At 63.4% G+C, this 19,238-nt stretch carries 17 protein-coding genes; 11 read left to right on the top strand and 6 right to left on the bottom strand.

The genetic code is table 11. The features are described from left to right. Positions 1-62: 62 nt before the first annotated feature. Positions 63-542, top strand: a complete 480-nt coding sequence (locus tag AB0N72_RS07750) for a DUF4383 domain-containing protein (protein WP_363934259.1) — start codon at positions 63-65, stop codon at positions 540-542. Positions 543-686: 144 nt separating this feature from the next. Here AB0N72_RS07750 and AB0N72_RS07755 read toward each other — a convergent pair whose 3' ends face one another. The 3 genes from AB0N72_RS07755 to AB0N72_RS07765 all read right to left on the bottom strand — a co-directional run bounded on the left by AB0N72_RS07755 (position 687) and on the right by AB0N72_RS07765 (position 3,561). Then, complete coding sequence (locus AB0N72_RS07755) at positions 687-1,367, bottom strand: response regulator transcription factor (protein WP_363934260.1); 681 nt, start codon at positions 1,365-1,367, stop codon at positions 687-689. After that, entirely contained in the window at positions 1,360-2,685 is a 1,326-nt protein-coding gene (locus AB0N72_RS07760; RefSeq protein WP_363934261.1) for a histidine kinase, read from the bottom strand. The genes AB0N72_RS07755 and AB0N72_RS07760 overlap by 8 nt, the downstream gene beginning before the upstream one ends. A 204-nt stretch (positions 2,686-2,889) precedes the next feature. Beyond that, entirely contained in the window at positions 2,890-3,561 is a 672-nt protein-coding gene (locus AB0N72_RS07765) for a GntR family transcriptional regulator (RefSeq protein ID WP_363934262.1), read from the bottom strand. 151 nt (positions 3,562-3,712) lie between these two features. On the opposite strand from AB0N72_RS07765, the gene glyA reads away from it, so the two are divergent. The 7 genes from glyA to purU are packed head-to-tail and all read left to right on the top strand — an operon-like array spanning position 3,713 to position 12,540. After that, complete coding sequence (gene glyA, locus AB0N72_RS07770) at positions 3,713-5,053, top strand: serine hydroxymethyltransferase (protein WP_363934264.1); 1,341 nt, start codon at positions 3,713-3,715, stop codon at positions 5,051-5,053. Further along, positions 5,050-6,270: a sarcosine oxidase subunit beta family protein gene (locus AB0N72_RS07775; protein ID WP_363934266.1), complete on the top strand. Its 1,221-nt coding sequence runs from the start codon at positions 5,050-5,052 to the stop codon at positions 6,268-6,270. The genes glyA and AB0N72_RS07775 overlap by 4 nt, the downstream gene beginning before the upstream one ends. A gap of 17 nt (positions 6,271-6,287) precedes the next feature. Then, entirely contained in the window at positions 6,288-6,671 is a 384-nt protein-coding gene (locus AB0N72_RS07780; RefSeq protein WP_363934268.1) for a sarcosine oxidase subunit delta, read from the top strand. 2 nt (positions 6,672-6,673) lie between these two features. Further along, the gene (locus AB0N72_RS07785) at positions 6,674-9,619 is read left to right on the top strand and encodes a sarcosine oxidase subunit alpha family protein (RefSeq protein ID WP_363934269.1); all 2,946 of its coding nucleotides are present in this window, start codon (positions 6,674-6,676) and stop codon (positions 9,617-9,619) included. Beyond that, complete coding sequence (locus AB0N72_RS07790) at positions 9,612-10,250, top strand: sarcosine oxidase subunit gamma family protein (protein ID WP_363934270.1); 639 nt, start codon at positions 9,612-9,614, stop codon at positions 10,248-10,250. Before AB0N72_RS07785 ends, AB0N72_RS07790 begins: the two co-directional genes overlap by 8 nt. Next, entirely contained in the window at positions 10,250-11,641 is a 1,392-nt protein-coding gene (locus tag AB0N72_RS07795) for an L-serine ammonia-lyase (RefSeq protein WP_363934272.1), read from the top strand. Before AB0N72_RS07790 ends, AB0N72_RS07795 begins: the two co-directional genes overlap by 1 nt. 2 nt (positions 11,642-11,643) lie before the next feature. Beyond that, positions 11,644-12,540 carry a formyltetrahydrofolate deformylase gene (gene purU / locus AB0N72_RS07800; RefSeq protein ID WP_363934273.1) on the top strand — a complete coding sequence of 299 codons (897 nt, stop codon included), beginning with the start codon at positions 11,644-11,646 and terminating at the stop codon, positions 12,538-12,540. A 92-nt stretch (positions 12,541-12,632) separates the two neighbouring features. On the opposite strand, the gene AB0N72_RS07805 is transcribed toward purU, so the two are convergent. The 3 genes from AB0N72_RS07805 to AB0N72_RS07815 form a co-directional block, all read right to left on the bottom strand. Further along, entirely contained in the window at positions 12,633-13,136 is a 504-nt protein-coding gene (locus AB0N72_RS07805) for a DUF456 domain-containing protein (protein ID WP_363934274.1), read from the bottom strand. Positions 13,137-13,225: 89 nt separating this feature from the next. Continuing rightward, complete coding sequence (locus tag AB0N72_RS07810; protein ID WP_363934275.1) at positions 13,226-14,416, bottom strand: NADP-dependent malic enzyme; 1,191 nt, start codon at positions 14,414-14,416, stop codon at positions 13,226-13,228. 277 nt (positions 14,417-14,693) lie between these two features. After that, positions 14,694-15,302, bottom strand: coding sequence for a TetR/AcrR family transcriptional regulator (locus tag AB0N72_RS07815; protein WP_363934277.1), 609 nt, complete (start codon positions 15,300-15,302; stop codon positions 14,694-14,696). Between the two features lie 200 nt (positions 15,303-15,502). On the opposite strand from AB0N72_RS07815, the gene AB0N72_RS07820 reads away from it, so the two are divergent. The 3 genes from AB0N72_RS07820 (at position 15,503) to AB0N72_RS07830 (ending at position 19,237) form a co-directional block, all read left to right on the top strand. Beyond that, complete coding sequence (locus tag AB0N72_RS07820) at positions 15,503-16,630, top strand: VCBS repeat-containing protein (protein WP_363934279.1); 1,128 nt, start codon at positions 15,503-15,505, stop codon at positions 16,628-16,630. A gap of 52 nt (positions 16,631-16,682) precedes the next feature. Continuing rightward, on the top strand, positions 16,683-17,828 hold the full coding sequence (locus tag AB0N72_RS07825; RefSeq protein WP_363934281.1) for an FG-GAP-like repeat-containing protein: 1,146 nt from the start codon (positions 16,683-16,685) through the stop codon (positions 17,826-17,828). A gap of 359 nt (positions 17,829-18,187) precedes the next feature. Next, complete coding sequence (locus AB0N72_RS07830) at positions 18,188-19,237, top strand: VCBS repeat-containing protein (protein ID WP_364081238.1); 1,050 nt, start codon at positions 18,188-18,190, stop codon at positions 19,235-19,237. The last annotated feature ends 1 nt before the right edge of the window (position 19,238 follow it).

Here is a 19,238-nt window from a genome sequence, read left to right on the forward strand (position 1 = left end):
CCCCTTGCCGCAGGTCGGCTCTCCATGAGAAGAGCCGGGTAACCGCGTGAAAGGGAGGACTGATGACCACCGCTTCGCACCCCGCCGAACACCACCACATGATGGGGTTGACGCTTCGCAACACCGCCATGGGCGTTGGCATTGTATTTCTGCTGGTAGGCGTCCTGGGCTTTATCCCCGGAATCACCACCAATTACGGCGCCATGACCTTTGCAGGACATGAATCCGGCGCCATGCTGCTTGGAGTATTCCAAGTGTCCATACTCCACAACATCGTTCATCTGCTGTTTGGCGCGGCCGGCTTGGCCATGGCAAGGAACGCACGCATGGCCCGCCTGTTCCTTATTGGCGGCGGCGCCGTATACATCGTTCTTTGGATCTACGGCCTGGTCATCAACCAGGGAACGGGCGCCAACTTCGTGCCGTTCAACACGGCCGACAACTGGCTCCACCTGATCCTTGGCGTCGCCATGATCGGCCTCGGCGCCTGGCTTGGCAGGGACGCGATGGACGAAACAACCACGACACGCAGGAGCATGTAACCCTCCGTATCGACTGGCAGAACAACGACGGCGGCCGCCCCCTTCGCGGGGACGGTCGCCATTCTGTTGCGGCCACTTGGTGGCGCCGGCGCTAAGTCGGGGGCCGGCGCTAAGTCGGGGGCCGGCGTCGACGACCGACCGAAGCTACCCGAGAAGCTTGTTTTCGTACGCGAAGGCCACGAGTTGAAGGCGCGTTCCAACACCGAGTTTCGTGAGGACACTACGCAGATGGGTCTTGACCGTTGCCTCGGATACGAAGAGGCTCCCAGCCATCTCGCCGTTGCTCAAGCCTTTGGCGGCCAAGAGGAAGACATCACGTTCCCGCGCAGACAGGGGTTCCAGAACAGATAGATTCGGCGAGGCGACCGGCACTGTTCTGGCCGCATGCTGAAAGAGATCGTGGACTGATCCAGGCGCAATGACGGAGTACCCGGCATGGACCGTCCTGATCGCAGCCAGGAGGAACTCCGGCTCGGCGCTTTTGAGGAGATATCCGCTGGCTCCGGCTTGGACTGCTTCCACCACCGCCTGGTCACGATTGAACGTGGTCAGTGCGATGATTTTCGGCTTTTCCGTACCGTCACGCTTGGCAGCAGCGGAGATTATCCTCGTGGCAGTGACACCATCCATGACGGGCATGCGGAGGTCCATGAGCATGACATCCGGCGCGTGTTCAGCAGCCAGGGAAACCGCTTCGCCGCCGTCACCCGCCTCCCACGCCAGCACCATGTCGGGCTGGCTTTCAACAAGCATCCGGATCCCCGCCCGAAACAGGGCTTGGTCATCAATCAGGGCAACAGAAACAGTCCCGGACGCGTCAACCACGGTCAGCGGCCTCCCGAGCGGCTACGTCTGTTTGGTTCGCGATACCCTCACGCGATTCAGTGCCAGATGGCAGCGACCCGGTCATCGCCCCATAAGGCAGAAAAGCAGTCACCCGGAATTGCCCGCCGTCAGGGCCAGCCGTCAACCATCCACCTGCCAGATGGGCACGCTCACGCATGCCGGCGATCCCTCGTCCAATGCGGCTTTGGTCCCTACCGGCGCCCGTTTCCCCCAATGAAACGGACACCGGAAGCGCGGAGGAAGCGTGAACCGTCAGTCCGGGGCCGCTCCAGTCGAAATGCACCCGCACGGCGGCGCCCCTGCCGGCATGCTTAAGCGCGTTTGTGAGGCACTCTTGGACGATTCGGAAGACGGCGAGCTGCTGCCCCGAACCAAGGTCAACCGGCACCCCGCTTTCACTGTGCTGAATATCGAGGTTGCCCTGCCGCATACGTTCCATCAAAGGTTTGACATCGCTTATCAGCGGTTGAGGGGCGACCATGCCGTCGTCCCTCACGCCTTCGATAACCCGCTGCGCGTCCACCAGTGCGTGCCTTGCGGATGAAGCTATGTGTTCAAGGGCTTCCAAGACGGGCTTTGGCTGGGCTTGGCTTAGATATCGCGCGCCATCGGCTTGGGCAGCGATGACAGCCAATGAGTGGGCCAACACATCATGCAGGTCGCGAGCGATCCGGGTGCGCTCCTGCTCCACTACCAGTTCGATTTCCGTTTCTTTAAGGTTGGCTTCTGTCTGCGCTTGGGCCTTGGAGAGCATCCTGCGGTCCTCATAGAGTGCTGCCAGGATCCCGACTACAGTGCACGCGGCTGCGATGATCAAGAGGAGAGGGAACAGTTGCCACCAGTACTGTCGGAGGACAACACTGTCCCCTATATACAACGGCCTGAACCAGCCAACTCCGTTGCCGTAGCGGGCAGAAATCATCATGTACGTCATGACGGCGGCGAACGCCAGATTGAAGCCGGCTGCGACGATCCGCTGAAGCTTGGAGCCCCGCCACATGATGAAGCCAAGAGACACGAAGGAACCCAAGTAAATCGCCCAATGGTTTGCGGCAACTGGCGGAAACACATGAAGCAACTGACCAAGCAGTAGAGCCGCAGTCGAGGCCAGCGAGGCGTAGGGCTTCCAAGTGGCGAGTGCAACGGCGATGGTCATCAGGACCAGAGTTACGGCCCCCGGCCAGTATTGAAGCCCGGGTCCCATCCTTCCGGCCTCAGCGATGCACCACAACACAAAGAAGATCACAGCCGCGGCTGGGGCGCCCCAAAGCCGACTTAGTCTCAACGCAAGTTCCATGCCAGCCACACTATCCATGGCAAGGATAGTGAAACGGACGAAAACGGTGCTGCACCCGCGATCTCCACCTCCGGGCCAGAATAATCATCCTCAAGGAAGAATCTGCATCCAGCCCAAACACCCAGAACGTGAGCGAGCGACCAGCCCAAGCACCCGGAACGTGAACGAGCGACCAGCGCAAGCACCCGGAACGTGAGCGAGCGTCTAGAGGACCTTGCGGATGGTCTCTTCGAAGCTGACCACGTGATGCATTGCCAGCTTGGCGGCGAGCTCTTCGTCGCCGTCGGCTATGGCAGTGAGAAGGTCGGCATGCTCGGAGATGTGCCCTGAAACGGAAGGCATCTTCTCCAGCATGTGGCACCAGATTCGGGTGGCGAGGTTGTCATAGCGGATGAGGACATCCTCAAGATGGGCATTGGCCGAGGCTTTGTAGATAAGCCGGTGGACCTGGATGTCGTATCGCATGAGTTCACTTGAGGAGGCATCCTGGCCCTCAAGGTCACGGATGGCCGCAGCGACGGCACGGAGTTCGTCCCGCATTGCCGGGCTGGCCATCCGGGCAGCTTTCCCGGATGCCAACGGCTCCAGGAGCTCGCGGATCTCGGACACTTCGGCGAGCTGCGTGATGTCCACGCCGGTAGCAAAGGTGCCGCGGCGCGGATAGGACACCACGAGGTGGTCGCTTTCCAGGCGCTTGATGGCCTCGCGGACGGGAGTGCGGCCGATGCCCAGCTCAGCCGCGATCTGGCCGTCATTGATGGGATCGCCGGGTTTGATGTCCAACATGATGAGCCTGTCGCGCAGCAGCAAATAGGCGTTGTCCGCCAAGGACGTGCCCTGCGGAGCGGATTCCAGTGCTTCCAAAACTGTGCTCATGACTCTCTCCCGTTGTCGCAATCCTAGTCTGGTGGACGAGTTGCCGCAGACCTGTTGACGACCATGTGATCTTCAACATACTATGGCAACAGTTCTAATATATCAGTTGCCCAACAGTCGGCCACTAGACAAGCCCTTGAAGGAGAACACCATGGTTGAACCGCTGATCCGCCCGCTCGCACAGGCGGACCCGGAGGTCGATCAGGCGATCGCCCAGGAACTCATCCGCCAGCAGTCCACGCTGGAAATGATCGCCTCTGAGAACTTCGCCCCCACGGCCGTCATGGAAGCCCAGGGCTCGGTGCTGACCAACAAGTACGCCGAGGGCTACCCGGGCAAGCGGTACTACGGCGGATGCGAACACGTTGATGTGATCGAGCAGCTCGCCATCGACCGCCTGAAGTCACTGTTCGGTGCCGAATTCGCCAATGTGCAGCCGCACTCCGGCGCCCAGGCCAACGCCGCTGCCATGCACGCGCTGATCACGTCCGGCGACACCATCATGGGCCTCAACCTCGCCCACGGCGGCCACCTGACCCACGGCATGCGTATCAACTTCTCCGGCAAGCTCTACAACGTGGTGCCCTACGGCGTCCGCGAGGACACCCACACGGTGGACATGGCCGAGGTTGAAGCACTCGCTCAGGAACACAAGCCCCAGCTGATCGTTGCCGGCTGGTCCGCCTACTCCCGCCAGTTGGACTTCGCCGAATTCCGCCGGATCGCAGATTCCGTTGGCGCCTACTTGATGGTCGACATGGCACACTTCGCCGGCTTGGTCGCCGCAGGGCTGCACCCGAGCCCGGTCCCCCACGCCCACATCGTCACCAGTACCACGCACAAGACCCTCGGCGGACCCCGCGGCGGCGTCATCCTCACCAACGACGCCGACATCGCCAAGAAGGTCAACTCCGCAGTGTTCCCCGGACAGCAGGGTGGACCGCTGGAGCACGTCATCGCAGCCAAGGCCGTCGCCTTCAAGTTCGCGGCAGAGCCTGAGTTCAAGGAACGCCAGGAGCGCGTCCTCGAAGGCTCCAAGATCCTGGCCGAGCGCCTCCTCAAGGACGACGTTGCAGCCGCCGGCATCTCCGTGGTCAGCGGTGGAACCGACGTGCACCTGGTCCTCGCCGACCTCCGCAACTCCGAGCTCAATGGCCAGCAGGCTGAAGACACCCTTCACCGGATCGGCATCACGGTCAACCGCAACGCCGTCCCGTTCGACCCCCGCCCGCCGATGGTCTCCTCAGGCCTCCGCATCGGCACCCCGGCCCTCGCCGCCCGCGGTTTCGGTGCCGAAGAATTCACTGAAGTCTCAGACATCATTGCGACGGCGTTGATCGCCGCGGCGGCCACCGGCACCCTGGGTGACCAAACCGCCGTCGAACTCCGCAACCGCGTGACCGCCTTGGCGGAGAAGTTCCCGCTTTACCCCCACCTCGGCAATGGCGCCGTATCCGAAACCGAAGCAGAACTGATTGGAGCAGCCCAGTGAGCGCGGACCACCTCCCCGAACACCCCGACTTCCTCTGGCGCAACCCGGACCCGAAAAAGAGCTACGACGCCGTGATTGTCGGCGGCGGCGGGCACGGCCTTGCCACCGCCTACTTCCTGGCCAAGAACCACGGCATGACCAACATCGCCATCCTGGAAAAGGGCTGGCTGGCCGGTGGAAACATGGCCCGCAACACCACCATCATCCGTTCCAACTACCTCTGGGACGAGAGCGCAGCCATTTATGAGCATGCCCTCAAGCTTTGGGAGATCCTTCCCGAGGAACTCGAGTACGACTTCCTGTTCAGCCAGCGCGGCGTCATGAACCTCGCACACACCTTGGGCGACGTCCGCGAGAGCATGCGCCGCGTGGGCGCCAACCGTCTCAACGGCGTGGACGCTGAGTGGCTGGAACCCGATCAGGTCAAGGAACTCTGCCCCATCCTGAACACCAGCGACAACATCCGCTACCCGGTCATGGGGGCTACGTACCAGCCGCGTGCAGGCATCGCCAAGCACGACCACGTCGCCTGGGCCTTCGCCCGCAAGTGCGACGAACTCGGTGTGGACATCATCCAGAACTGCGAAGTCACCGGCTTCATCAAGGACGGCAACCGGGTCACCGGTGTCCAGACCACCCGCGGCACCATCAACACCGAAAAGGTAGGCCTCTGCGCCGCCGGCCACAGTTCCGTGCTGGCCGAGATGGCCGGCTTCCGCCTCCCGATCCAATCCCACCCGCTGCAAGCGCTGGTTTCGGAACTGCACGAGCCCGTCCACCCCACGGTGGTCATGTCCAACCACGTCCACGTGTACGTATCCCAGGCCCACAAGGGCGAACTGGTGATGGGCGCCGGCGTCGACTCCTACAACGGCTACGGCCAGCGCGGATCGTTCCACGTGATCGAGGAGCAGATGGCAGCAGCTGTTGAGCTCTTCCCGATCTTCGCCCGTGCACACGTACTCCGGACGTGGGGCGGCATCGTGGACACCACACTCGATGCTTCGCCGATCGTTGGCCTCTCCCCGGTGGAGAACATGTTCGTCAACTGTGGTTGGGGAACCGGTGGCTTCAAGGGAACCCCCGCTGCCGGCCTGACGTTTGCCCACACCATCGCCACCGGCGCTCCGCACAAGCTGAACAAGCCCTTCGCACTGGAGCGCTTCGAAACCGGTGCGCTGATCGACGAACACGGCGCCGCCGCCGTGGCCCACTAGCCAGGACAGGAAAAGACATGCTCCTCATTTCATGCCCCAACTGCGGGCCGCGAGACGAAACCGAATTCCACTACGGCGGCCAGGCTCACATCGCCTACCCGGAGAACCCGAACGACCTCAGCGACCGCGAATGGGCCGAGTACCTGTTCTACCGCGAGAACACCAAGGGCACCTTCGCCGAGCGTTGGGTCCACAGCACCGGCTGCAGGCAGTGGTTCAACATGCTCCGCGACACCGTGAGCTACGACATCCACTCCATCTACGCGATGGGCCAGCCCCGACCGGACACCACCGGAACAAGCGCCGGCGTGGCCGGCCAAGCGGGCGGTCCGGGCCTCGCCCCGGGCGCCCCGACGACATCCACGGCAGCCCCCGCACCCACCTCCTCGGAAGGAGTCTAGAAGTGACCAGCAAGAACGCACGCCTCGCCACCGGCGGACGCATCGATCGCAGCATCTCCTGGCGCTTCACTGTGGGTGGCCAGGAATTCACCGGCCACCCCGGCGACACCATCGCCTCTGCACTGCTGGCCAACGGCCACATCAACGCAGGCAACTCCCTTTACGAGGACCGCCCCCGAGGCATCATGGCCGCAGGCGTGGAAGAGTCCAACGCCCTGGTCAAGATCGCCCCCCGCTTCCCAGGCCATGTTGCCGAATCCATGCTTCCTGCCACCGCGGTTTCGCTGGTGGACGGCATGAACATCGAGCTCCTGTCCGGCCTTGGAAAGTTGGATCCGAACGAGGACAAGGCCGAATACGACAAGAAGTACGTCCACACGGACGTCCTGGTGGTCGGCGGCGGTGTTGCAGGATTGGCAGCAGCCCGCGAAGCTGTCCGCACCGGCGCCCGCGTCATCCTGATCGACGACCAGCCTGAACTCGGCGGCTCGCTGCTCTCCGGTTCGACTGCACCTGAACTTGCCGACAAGATCGAAGGCAAGCCTGCGCTGGAATGGGTTGCCGACGTTGAAGCCGAGCTGGTTTCCGCCGCTGAATGCACGGTCCTGAACCGCACCACCGCGTTCGGTTCCTACGATTCCAACTACTTCATCGCAGCCCAGAACCGCACGGACCACCTGAGTGTTCCTGCCGCCCCGGGCGTCTCCCGCCAGCGTATTTGGCACATCCGTGCCAAGCAGGTTGTCCTGGCTCCCGGCGCCCACGAGCGTCCGTTGGTGTTCGAAAACAACGACCGCCCAGGCATCATGCTCGCCTCCGCTGCCCGGACCTACCTGAACCGTTACGCTGTTGCCGCCGGCTCGCGGGTGGTCATCAGCACCACCAACGATTCCGCTTACGCACTTGCCGCGGACCTGAAGGCAGCAGGCGTGGCGGTTGCCGCCGTCGTCGATGCCCGTCCGCAGATCAGCGCGAAGGCCGCAGCCGCCGTCGAGTCCGGTATCCGGGTCCTCATCGGCAGTGCAGTGGCGGACACGTCCGCGGATGAGTCGGGCCGACTGAACGGCGTCACCGTCCGGAGCATCAACGACGACGGCGAACTCACCTCGGGCGTCGAACAGCTGGCTGCCGATTTGCTGGCCGTTTCCGGTGGCTGGAGCCCGGTGGTCCACCTCCACAGCCAGCGCCAGGGCAAGCTGCGTTGGGACGATGAGCTCGCTGCCTTCATCCCCTCCAGCGTGGTCCGCGACCAGCAGGTTGTGGGCGCAGGCCGTGGCAGCTACGAACTGCAGGACTGCCTGGCCGAAGGCATCTCCGCCGGTGCCGCCGCTTCCATTGCCGCTGGCTTCGAATCCACTGTGAAGCCTGTGGAACTCCAGGCTCCTGTGGCAACCGCACCGAGCCGCCAGCTCTGGCTGGTTCCCGGACAGACCGGAGAACCGGGCGAATGGCACCACCACTTCGTCGACTTCCAGCGCGATCAGTCCGTAGCCGACGTGCTGCGTTCCACCGGTGCCGGCATGCGCTCGGTAGAGCACGTCAAGCGGTACACCTCCATCAGCACCGCCAACGATCAAGGCAAGACCTCCGGCGTCAACGCAATCGGCGTCATTGCCGCGGCGTTGAAGTTCGGTGGCGCTGACACGGTTCCCGGCGTCGGCGAGATCGGCACCACGGCCTACCGCGCACCGTTCACCCCGGTGGCGTTCGCGGCTTTGGCCGGCCGCCAGCGCGGCGAGCTGTTCGACCCCGCCCGCGTCACCTCCATCCACCCATGGCACGTTGCCCAGGGGGCACTGTTCGAAGATGTTGGACAGTGGAAGCGCCCCTGGTACTACCCGCAGTCCGGCGAGGACATGGACACGGCAGTCCTGCGTGAGTGCGCAGCGGTCCGCGAATCCGTGGGCTTCATGGACGCAACCACGCTGGGCAAGATCGAGATCCGTGGCACGGACGCCGGCGAATTCCTGAACCGCGTTTACACCAACGCTTTCAAGAAGCTCGCACCGGGATCCGCCCGCTACGGCGTCATGTGCACCCTCGATGGCATGATCTTCGACGACGGCGTGACCCTGCGCCTGGACGAGGACCGCTACTTCATGACCACCACAACGGGCGGTGCCGCCAAGGTGCTGGACTGGCTGGAAGAGTGGCACCAGACGGAGTGGCCGGAACTCGATGTTGTCTTCACGTCCGTAACGGAGCAGTGGAGCACCATCGCAGTTGTTGGTCCGAAGTCCCGCGCAGTGATCGCGAAGGTTGCCCCGGAGCTCGCCGAAAACGGTGGCCTGGATGCTGAAGCCTTCCCGTTCATGACCTTCCGCGAAACCACGCTGGCGTCCGGAGTGCAGGCACGCGTTTGCCGTATCTCCTTCTCCGGCGAACTGGCCTACGAAATCAACGTCCCGTCCTGGTACGGGCTGAACACCTGGGAAGCCGTTGCTGCCGCAGGTGCCGAGTTCAACATCACCCCTTACGGCACCGAAACCATGCACGTACTCCGAGCCGAGAAGGGTTACCCGATCGTCGGACAGGACACCGACGGCACAGTCACCCCGCAGGATGCAGGGATGGACTGGATTGTTTCCAAGGCCAAGGACTTCATCGGCAAGCGTTCCTACCTCCGGGAAGACGCCAGCCGGGAGGACCGCAAGCACCTGGTGAGCGTCCTTCCCGTTGACCACTCGCTGCGTCTGCCTGAAGGCACGCAGTTGGTGGAGAAGGGCATCCCGGTCAACCCCGCTGACGGGCCCGTACCCATGGAGGGCTTCGTGACCTCCAGCTACCACAGCGCCGCGCTGGGCCGCTCCTTCGGCCTGGCACTCATTCAAAATGGCCGCAACCGCATCGGCGAGACCCTCGTGGCCTCGGTGGGAGACCAACTGGTGGACGTGGTTGTTGGCGAAACCGTACTTTTCGATGCTGAAGGGACCCGCAAAGATGGCTGAAACAGCAACACCAGCAGAAACCGTCAACCGCGTCCGGGGCGCCCGTCGCAGCCCGGCCGAACACCTGGCTGATGCCTTCGCCTCCGGTTCGATTCCGGGAACCGTGACGCTCACCGAGATCCCGTACCAGGCCATGGTGGGGATCCGCGTTGACCGGACGTCCGACGCCGGTACCCGGGTTGCGTCCGTGACCGGCGGCTTGCCTGCCACGTGCGGTGAGGTGACGGGAACCGGTCCGGTGAACACCCTGTGGCTCGGTCCCACCGAGTTCCTGGTGGTAGCCCCGGAGGAAGCCCACGATTCCTTGGGCGGATCCTTGGTCAGCGACCTGACCGCGGCTTTGGGCAGCGACGCAGGCCAGGTGGTGGACCTGTCCGCCAACCGCACCACGTTCGAGCTCTCCGGACGCCAGGCCCGGGCCGTGCTGGAGAAGACCTGCTCCTTGGACCTGCACCCGCGCGTCTTCAAGCCCGGCACGGCTGTTTCCACGGAGCTTGCCCACATCCCGGTGATGCTGTGGAAGACCTCGGATGAGTCCTACCGGATCTTTCCCCGGGCCTCCTTTGCCGACTTCCTGGGACGCTGGCTCCTGGACGCCATGCGGGAATACGCGTCGCCTGAGGTCCCGTAATGGCACTGAGTGTGCTTGACCTGTTTTCTGTGGGCATCGGGCCGTCGTCCTCGCACACGGTCGGCCCGATGCGCGCGGCCAAGCAGTTCACGGATGGCCTCGAATCATCCGGCCAGCTCCCGGCTACGGTGCGCGTCCAGGCTGAGCTCTTCGGCTCCTTGGGCGCCACCGGCCGGGGCCACGGCTCCGACAAGGCCGTGGTGTTGGGACTCCAGGGCCACTCCCCCGAAACAGTGGACACCCGCACCGCCGACGACCAGGTTGCAGCTGCAGCGCTCGACGCCGAACTCCGGTTGGGCGGCGACCACCGGGTGGATTTCAACTGGGACGAGGACGTTGTCCTGCACCGCCGCAAGTCGCTGCCCGCCCATCCCAACGGGATGACGTTCCGGGCTTTGGACCACACCGGGACAGTGTTGCGGGAACGCAGCTACTACTCCATCGGTGGCGGCTTCGTGGTGGACGGGGATGCTTCAGGAGCGGACAAAGTAGTAGCGGACGACACCGTGCTTCCCTACCCCTTCAATACTGCCGATGAGCTGCTTGCCATCTGCGAACGCGAAGGCAAATCCATCTCCGACATCATGCTGGCCAACGAACTCGTGTGGCGTTCCGAAGAGGAACTCCGCGAACGCCTTCTGGGCATCTGGGCCGTCATGCGCGAATGCGTGGACAACGGCTGCTCTGCCGAGGGAATCCTGCCGGGAGGCCTGAAGGTCAGGCGACGGGCGCCGTCGTTGTTCAAGAAGCTGTCCCAAACCGACGCCGAACTGAACGGCTCGGACTCCACGGACCCGCTCCTGGCCATGGAATGGGTGAACCTGTTCGCCTTGGCCGTGAACGAAGAAAACGCTGCGGGCGGCAGGATCGTCACGGCACCCACCAATGGTGCGGCCGGCATTGTCCCTGCCGTCCTGCACTACTACACCAAGTTTGTGCCGGGAGCCAACGACGACGGTGTCGTGCGCTTCCTGCTCGCGGCGGCCGCCGTCGGAATCCTGTTCAAAATCAACGCGTCCATTTCAGGTGCCGAGGTTGGTTGCCAGGGTGAAGTGGGTTCGGCCTGTTCCATGGCTGCTGCGGGACTCTGTGAAGTTCTCGGCGGGACGCCGGAGCAGGTGGAAAACGCCGCCGAAGTAGGCATCGAACACAACCTTGGCCTCACGTGCGACCCCGTGGGCGGGCTGGTGCAGATCCCGTGCATCGAACGCAACGCGATCGCCAGCGTCAAAGCCATCAACGCCGCCAGGCTCGCCCTGCACGGCGACGGCAGCCACAAGGTGTCCCTGGACAAAGCCATCAAAACCATGCGCGAAACCGGCGCGGACATGAAATCCAAGTACAAAGAGACCTCCCGCGGAGGCCTCGCTGTCAACGTAGTGGAGTGCTGACCATGACTGCCATCCAAACTGAAACTGCCGCAGTTTCCGCCGAAACCACCGTGGAGCACGTCCTCACGCTGGATTGTCCCGAAGGACCGGGAATTGTCCACGCCGTGTCAGGCTTCCTGCTGGAACACGGTTGCGACATCATCGACAACAAGCAGTTCGGTGATCGCGCCGAGGGCCACTTCTTCATGCGGGTGCACTTTGCATCCTCCGGAGACGACTCCACCCTGGACACCCTGCGTTCCGCGTTCTCCCCTGTTGGCGAGAAGTACGGCATGAACTGGCAGCTTGAACGCCAGGGCCACAAGCGCCGGGTTCTGATCATGGTTTCGAAGTTCGGGCACTGCCTGAACGACCTCTTGTTCCGGGCACGGATCGGCGAACTGCCCATCGACGTCGTGGGAGTCGTCTCAAACCACACCGACCACCAAGGCCTGGCGGAGTGGCACGGGATTCCCTTCTTCCACGTTCCCGTCACGGCGGCCACCAAGCCTGCCGCCGAGGGACGCCTGCTGGAGATCATCGATGAACTGGACGTTGAACTCGTTGTCCTTGCCCGCTACATGCAGGTCCTCAGCGACGATCTTGCCCGGAAGCTCGATGGCCGCGCGATCAACATCCACCACTCGTTCCTGCCGAGCTTCAAGGGCGCCAAGCCCTACCACCAGGCATACGCGCGTGGCGTGAAAACCGTGGGCGCCACTGCCCACTACGTGAATGGCGAGCTGGATGAAGGACCCATCATCGCCCAGCAGGTAGTGGAGGTGGACCACACGTTCGGGCCGGACGATCTCGTAGCCGCCGGCCGGGACACGGAATGCAAGGCCCTCAGCAACGCCGTTCGTTGGCACTGCGAGGGGCGGATCATCCTGAATGGGAACAGGACGATTGTGCTGAAGTAGGCCTTGCTGGACCCCATTTCGATGGTCCGCTGCGCGCTCGATGTTTCCAAACATCCTTTGCGCAGCGGGCCATCGAATTGGCGCTTAACGGTCTAACCATTCACGGCGTTGATCCACACTCCGATGATCCAGGTACTGGCCGCAGCACACGCGAGGCCGAACTCCACGAGTATCCCGATCCCGGTCGCCTTGAGGGCGGCCCCGCTTGAACGTATGGCGGTCTGGAAGTTGCGGGTCCGCTGGACTTCGCTGAGGAGAAGCCCGACGGCGAAGCCCACAAAGAGCCCGACCACGGGAATCACGAACATACCCACGACGCCAACCACTACCCCGATCAGCACGGACCTGCTGGGAATACCGTGTTGTTTGAGTTTGCGCCCAGTGAGCACGGCGCTGGCGGCCATGCCCGCAACGACGAACACCATGCCGATAGCGAAGATCACCCAGCCCAACGGTCCCGCACCGCCCCAGATGGCCCACGCCAACAGGCTCGCTCCGATAAGGATGCTGCCTGGCAGCACCGGAATGATGGTCCCGGCAACGCCTACGGCGATGGCCAGGCCACACAGGATGGTCACGATGAGTTCGGCGTTCATGGCCCAAGTCTATGAGCGCCCTGACACGAACGACGGCGACGCTCCCCGGCAAGGGGGCGTCGCCGTCGTCGGACTTGCGAAGGTGGCCGCTACTCGGTGACTGCAGCCGCAACAGCCGCGGTGACCGCGGGCGCCACGCGGGCGTCCAGCGGGCTCGGCACGATGTAGTCCGCGGAGAGGTCTTCAGCGGCCAGCTCAGCGATGGCGTTGGCTGCGGCGATCTTCATGGCAGGAGTGATCCGGCGGGCCTTGGCGTCGAGTGCGCCGCGGAAGATGCCCGGGAAGGCCAGCACGTTGTTGATCTGGTTCGGGAAGTCGCTGCGGCCGGTGGCAACAACGGCTGCGTACTTCTGTGCAACCTCGGGCAGGACTTCGGGGTCCGGGTTGGACAGGGCGAACACGATCGATTGCTCGTTCATGAGCTTGAGGTGCTCCTCGTCCAGCTTGGAAGAAGAAACGCCTACGAAGACGTCGGCACCCGTGAGTCCCTCGCCGGGACCGCCGCTGATGCCGCGGGGATTGGTGCGCTGGGCCATGCGGGCCTTGACGCTGGTGGGGTCAGCCACAAGGTCGGCACGGTCGGCGTTGACCACACCCTTGGAATCAAGCAGGATCACGTCCTCGATGCCCACGGCAAGGAGAATCTCCGCGATGGCGATGCCGGCAGCACCTGCGCCGGAGACGACTACCTTGAGTCCGGCCAGTTCGCGCTTGGTCACCTTGGCTGCGTTGGTCAGGGCTGCGAGGACCACGACGGCGGTGCCGTGCTGGTCATCGTGCATGACGGGGCAGTCGAGGGCTTCGATGAGCCGCTCTTCGAGTTCGAAGCAACGGGGAGCGGAGATGTCCTCGAGGTTTACCGCTCCGAAGCTGGGACGGAGGCGGACCAAGGTCTCGATGATCTCGTCAACCTCCGTGGTGTTCAGTACCAGGGGGATGGAGTCGAGGTCGCCGAAGGACTTGAACAGGGCGGACTTGCCCTCCATGACCGGCAGGGATGCGCTTGGGCCGATGTTACCGAGGCCCAGTACTGCGGTGCCATCGCTGACCACGACAACCAGGCGCTCGGCCCAGGTGTGGGTGCGGGCAAGCTTGGGGTCAGCGTGGATGGCGCGGCTCACCTGGGCGACGCCCGGCGTGTAAGCGATGGAGAGGTCGCGCTTGTTGTTCAGCGGAACGGTGCTGGAAATCGTCAGTTTCCCGCCTTCGTGGGCTGCGAAGATCTCTTCTTCGGTCAGTACCAGGGCGTCGTTGTCAGTTGCAATTGTCTCGATGGACACGTCTTTGTCTCCTCAGGCTAGCCGTGGACCCACGGCATGGTTCGGGCAGGAACAGAACTGCTGGCGGACCAAGGGTGGCTGGTCCGGCGTTGCTTCTGCAGGTAGGGGCTGCTAGCCGCTTCGGTAGTTCCAGCCTAGGGAGGCGTGAGGGGTACAAGATTCAATACCAAGAGAGACGATTCGAGAGTAAAACGTTCAACCAGTCCAAAATGTGACCCAGGTCATGGCGTTTGGCCCTCATTTCGGCGTCGTTGGTCTAGACCACTAGGCGCGCGAGCTATTCGCCCGTCATCAAGGAACAGGCGCGCTTGAGGTCCTTTTCGGCCTCAAACAACGACAACCTGCGGCAGCGGACAGCCTGGACCAAGCCGCTGACCAAATGCAGCAGAATCCTGGCCTTCACGGTGTCCTTGCCCGAATCCTTGCTCAGCGAGCCCACCACTTCCTCGGACAGGGCATCGATCTCGCGCAACAGTTGGGCCGTGTCGTCATCCTTGCCCGCAGGGCGGATCAGGCAGTGCTCCACGCCCGGCTGCATCACCCGAAGATGGAAAATCTCCATCATCAGTCCGGCGAGCGCGTGGCCTTTGCCCTCACGCTGGTGGACACCCTCGCGCAACTCCCGGAGCTGCTGCCTGTAGACGGCCAGCATCAGATGGGCTGTGGAGGGAAAGTACCGATACAGGGTTCCGAGCGGGACATCGGCGCGGGCTGCAATATCGGACAGGCTCAACGTGTCGAATTGCCGCTGGGCAAAGCCGGCCGCTGTCCTCAGGATGCGGGCATAGCGCAGTTGCTGCCGCGGGGTGGTAGGCGCGGCAGCCATACGGGGAAGCCCCGTGGTCAGGTCAAGGGAGTACGGTTCCAGTGTGTTGGTTACGGGCATTTCCGGCGATCTCTTGGCAGGCTGACAAGGAGGCGGCCGGCCGGCGAAAAAGACCCGCGGCTGGCCGATCGCATCAATGATACGGGAGCTACATGACCGTTCCCTGAGAGTCTCCCGAGGCCCGCGCCGCTGCGGCTCCCGGGATCAGCGGCCCGCCCGCATACACTTTCATGCAGGCTTGAAACCCACAGGAGGAACGTATGGGGACATTACGACGCCGGATGGCAGCGGCGCTGCTGGCCACCACCCTGGCGGCCATGGCACTTGGCCAACTGCCGGCGTCGGCGGCCCCCAGCAACGGACCCGACCCGGTACTCAACGGCCAGGCCTTCGTTGGCAAGCAGCTGACGGCGGACATCGGCCCGTACACCTTCTACGGATGCGGGGGCGGCAAAGGCCCGGACTATTCGATCTACTGGACCCGCGACGGGTTCCTTGTGGCCGGGGAAACTGCACCAAGCTACAACCTTGAAGGGGACGACACCGGTTCACGGATAGCCGTCCACGTCACAGCCAGCAAGACGGCGTGCGGCGGAGAATCCCTGCACAGCGCGGAAACCCGTCCCGTGGGCGCGGTGAACCGTGCGGCCGGGTTCACCGGGCGGAGCTTCGAACTGCTGGCCCGGGCCAATGACGGCTCCCTGCTCCTGTATGGCCGCAACGGCACTGGTTGGGATCCTGCCCGCACAGTGGGCTACGGCTTCAACATCTTCAATACCGCGTTCTCCCCGGGCGACTTCGATGGCGACGGAAAGAGCGACATGATTGTCCGTGACTCTGCGGGCGGCCTCTACCTCTTCAGCGGAGACGGTGCCGGGGGTTGGAAGCCTGCTCGGGCCATCGGCAACGGATGGAATGTCTTCGACGCCATCATCGGCCCCGGCGATTTCAACGGCGACGGCAACAACGATGTCCTCGCCAGGGATCCTGGCGGCGCGCTCTATCTGTACCCCGGCAATGGTGCCGGGGGCTGGTTGCCGCGAACCGCCGTCGGGACCGGCTGGAACGTCATGAACGCCCTGGTGACGCCGGGAGACTTCAATGGCGACGGAAATGTGGACCTGCTGGCGCGCGACGGCAACGGGTACCTGTTCGTCTATACGGGCAACGGTGCCGGCGGCTGGTCACGGTCATGGATGATCGGCGTCGGATGGAATGCACTCAAATACGTCGGAGCCGCCGGTGACTTCAACGGCGACGGCTTCCCCGACGTCTACGGCGTGGACCAGCAGGGTCGCTTGCTGACGTACTACAGCGACGGCCGGACCGGCTGGAAGGGCTCCGAAGCTGTGGGCGCAGGCTTTGGATGGTTCACAGCGATCTTCTAGGAAGAAACCCGGACGCTGTACCATTAACTTCACAAAGTCTGGGGAGGACACAATGTACGCTCCATCACGCCTGGGGTCTGGCGTGCGTCGAGCGGTTGCCGCAACAGTGGCTGCGATCGTCGCCGCCATGGTTGTGGGGCCCGCGCCCGCCATGGCCACCATGGATCCGGAACCGCCAGTCATCACCGGCTCGCCGTTTGTCGGATCAACACTCACTGTCACGTGGGACCCTTACGCCTACAAAGGGTGCGGTGCCGGAGCCGGCCCGGACACCCGGATCTACTGGACCAGGGACGGCGAGGTCGCTACCGACCACCCAGCCTGGCCCAACTACGTCCTGGGCGAAGGGGACCGCGGAAAAACCATAGCCGCCCACCTTGTTGCCGCCTATCCCTGCGAAAACATGGAAGTAGCGAGCGAGGAGACGGCGCCGATCTCCGCCTCCAACCGACCCAACGGCTTTACGGGGCGCGGCGCCTTCGAGCTGCTCGCCCGCCGCTCTGACGGCGCCCTGCTCATGTACCCGCGGACCAACAACGCCTGGGAACCTGCGCAAACCGTAGGCGTCGGCTGGAACATTTTCCCCACCGTTTTGTCGCCGGGTGACTTCGATGGCGACGGCAACAACGACGTCCTGGGCCGGGACTCGTCAGGTGGCCTCTACCTTTACAGCGGCAATGGTTCAGGCGGTTGGAACGGTCCCCGGAAAGTGGGAACCGGGTGGAACATCTTCACCTCGCTGGTTGCCCCCGGTGACTTCAACAGTGATGGCAACAACGACATCATGGCCCGTGACGCCAACGGGCTCCTCTACCTCTACCCCGGCGACGGCCACGGCGGATGGCTGCCGCGGACGTTGATTGGCCAGGGCTGGAATGCACTGAACGCGATCATCACTCCCGGCGATTTCGACGGCGACACCAACGTTGACATCCTGGGCCGCGACTCCGCCGGGAACCTGAAGCTCTACAGCGGGAACGGCTCAGGTGGCTGGAATGGCATGGCCGTGGTGGGCCAGGGCTGGGGCAGCATGAGCAAGATCGGCAGCGCGGGGGACATCAACGCCGACGGAAAGCTGGACGTCTTCGCCGTGGACACCTCCGGGCAGTTGCGGGCCTACTACGGCAACGGCGCTGCCGGCTGGGCGGGAAGCGCCGTGATTGGCTGGGGCTGGGGCGGGTTCACGGACCTGTTCTAGTTTTGGGTTTGTTGGAGGGCCCCGTTCGCTTCATGTGGACGGGGCCCTTCGCCATCTTTGGGCACCCCCTATGCCCGCGACCCTGCAGGCGGTAGTGTCATCCCAATTGATCTCTTTCGGCCATCTCCGTGCCGCCTTATCTCTTGGGGGAATCCTTGGGTCTCAACCCTGCCCTGCGCGCGCCTGCGCGCCGCAGCACCAAAAACTTTCTCATTGGCGCATTATCCCTTTCTCTACTCCTGGCACCAGCGACAGCCGCCGGGGCTTCCACCTCTACCGTTGCCCCGACGCGTTCGTCCGCGGTTGCGACGCAGCTGCCAGCTGTCTCTGCACCCCTTCGGACAGTCTGGCTTAACTGGGTGGAGATCCAAGGGGACCCGACACTTGGTGGCCGCCTTCATATGGTGCTCTACAGCCCACCGGAGGTCTCACCCTCAGGTGGCCAGCCCACCTTTATCTATAAGTGGACACGCGACAACGTAGTGATTCCCGGGGCAAATCAGGCTTTCTACAGTCCCGTCGCCGCTGACGTGGGCCATACTCTTTCGGGTTCAATAACGGCTACTTTCGACGCAGCGTCCACGGCGACCCAGACCGCCCATAACCCACTCATCATTGGGGCGAAGGCGCGCTCCTGGGGCTTCAACGGGGACGGAACGGCAGACGTTTTTGCGCGCAATGCGTATGGTCAGCTGTTGCTCTACCCAACGGATGGACGTGGACATTGGTATGCGCCCCAAGTGATCGGTACGGGGTGGCACATCTATGATTTGCTGCTGGCCCCCGGAGATTTCGACGGCGACGGAAACGCAGACGTCATGGCTCGGGACCCTCAGGGGCGCCTCTTCCTATACTCGGGGAACGGCGCCGGAGGGTGGATCGTAGCCAAGCAGGTGGGCCAAGGATGGCAGGGTTTCCGGGACATCATTGGGGCGGGTGACTTCAATGGTGACGGCACCAACGACATTATGGCCCGCGACTCGGCCAACAACATGTTGCTCTATCCCGGCGACGGCCGTGGAGGTTGGCTCCAGCCGACTCAAATTGGATACGGGTGGGGTAATGCCAGCCTGATCACGGCAGTGGGCTACTTTACCGGCAGTGAATCGCTATCACTGGTGTACAAGAACCAATACAACGGACTGATGATCAGCGAAGGCCCCAGAAATGGTAATTTCCTCGGCGCAGCAACAACCGGCTACGGCTGGCAGGTCATGTCCCGCGTGAGCGGGCTCGGGGATTTCAACGGGGATGGCGACCCCGACCTCTATGGCATCACCTACAGCGGCGAAATGATCATGTACTACGGAAACGCCTCGGAGTACCAGATCAACTCCATGTTCGGCGGCTACTGGAAGGGCCAGGCAACGGTCGGAACTGGTTGGAACATCATGAACTACGTCTTCTAGG

Origin of the sequence: Paenarthrobacter sp. NPDC089307 (assembly GCF_040685055.1) — a bacterium.
Lineage (GTDB): Bacteria > Actinomycetota > Actinomycetes > Actinomycetales > Micrococcaceae > Arthrobacter.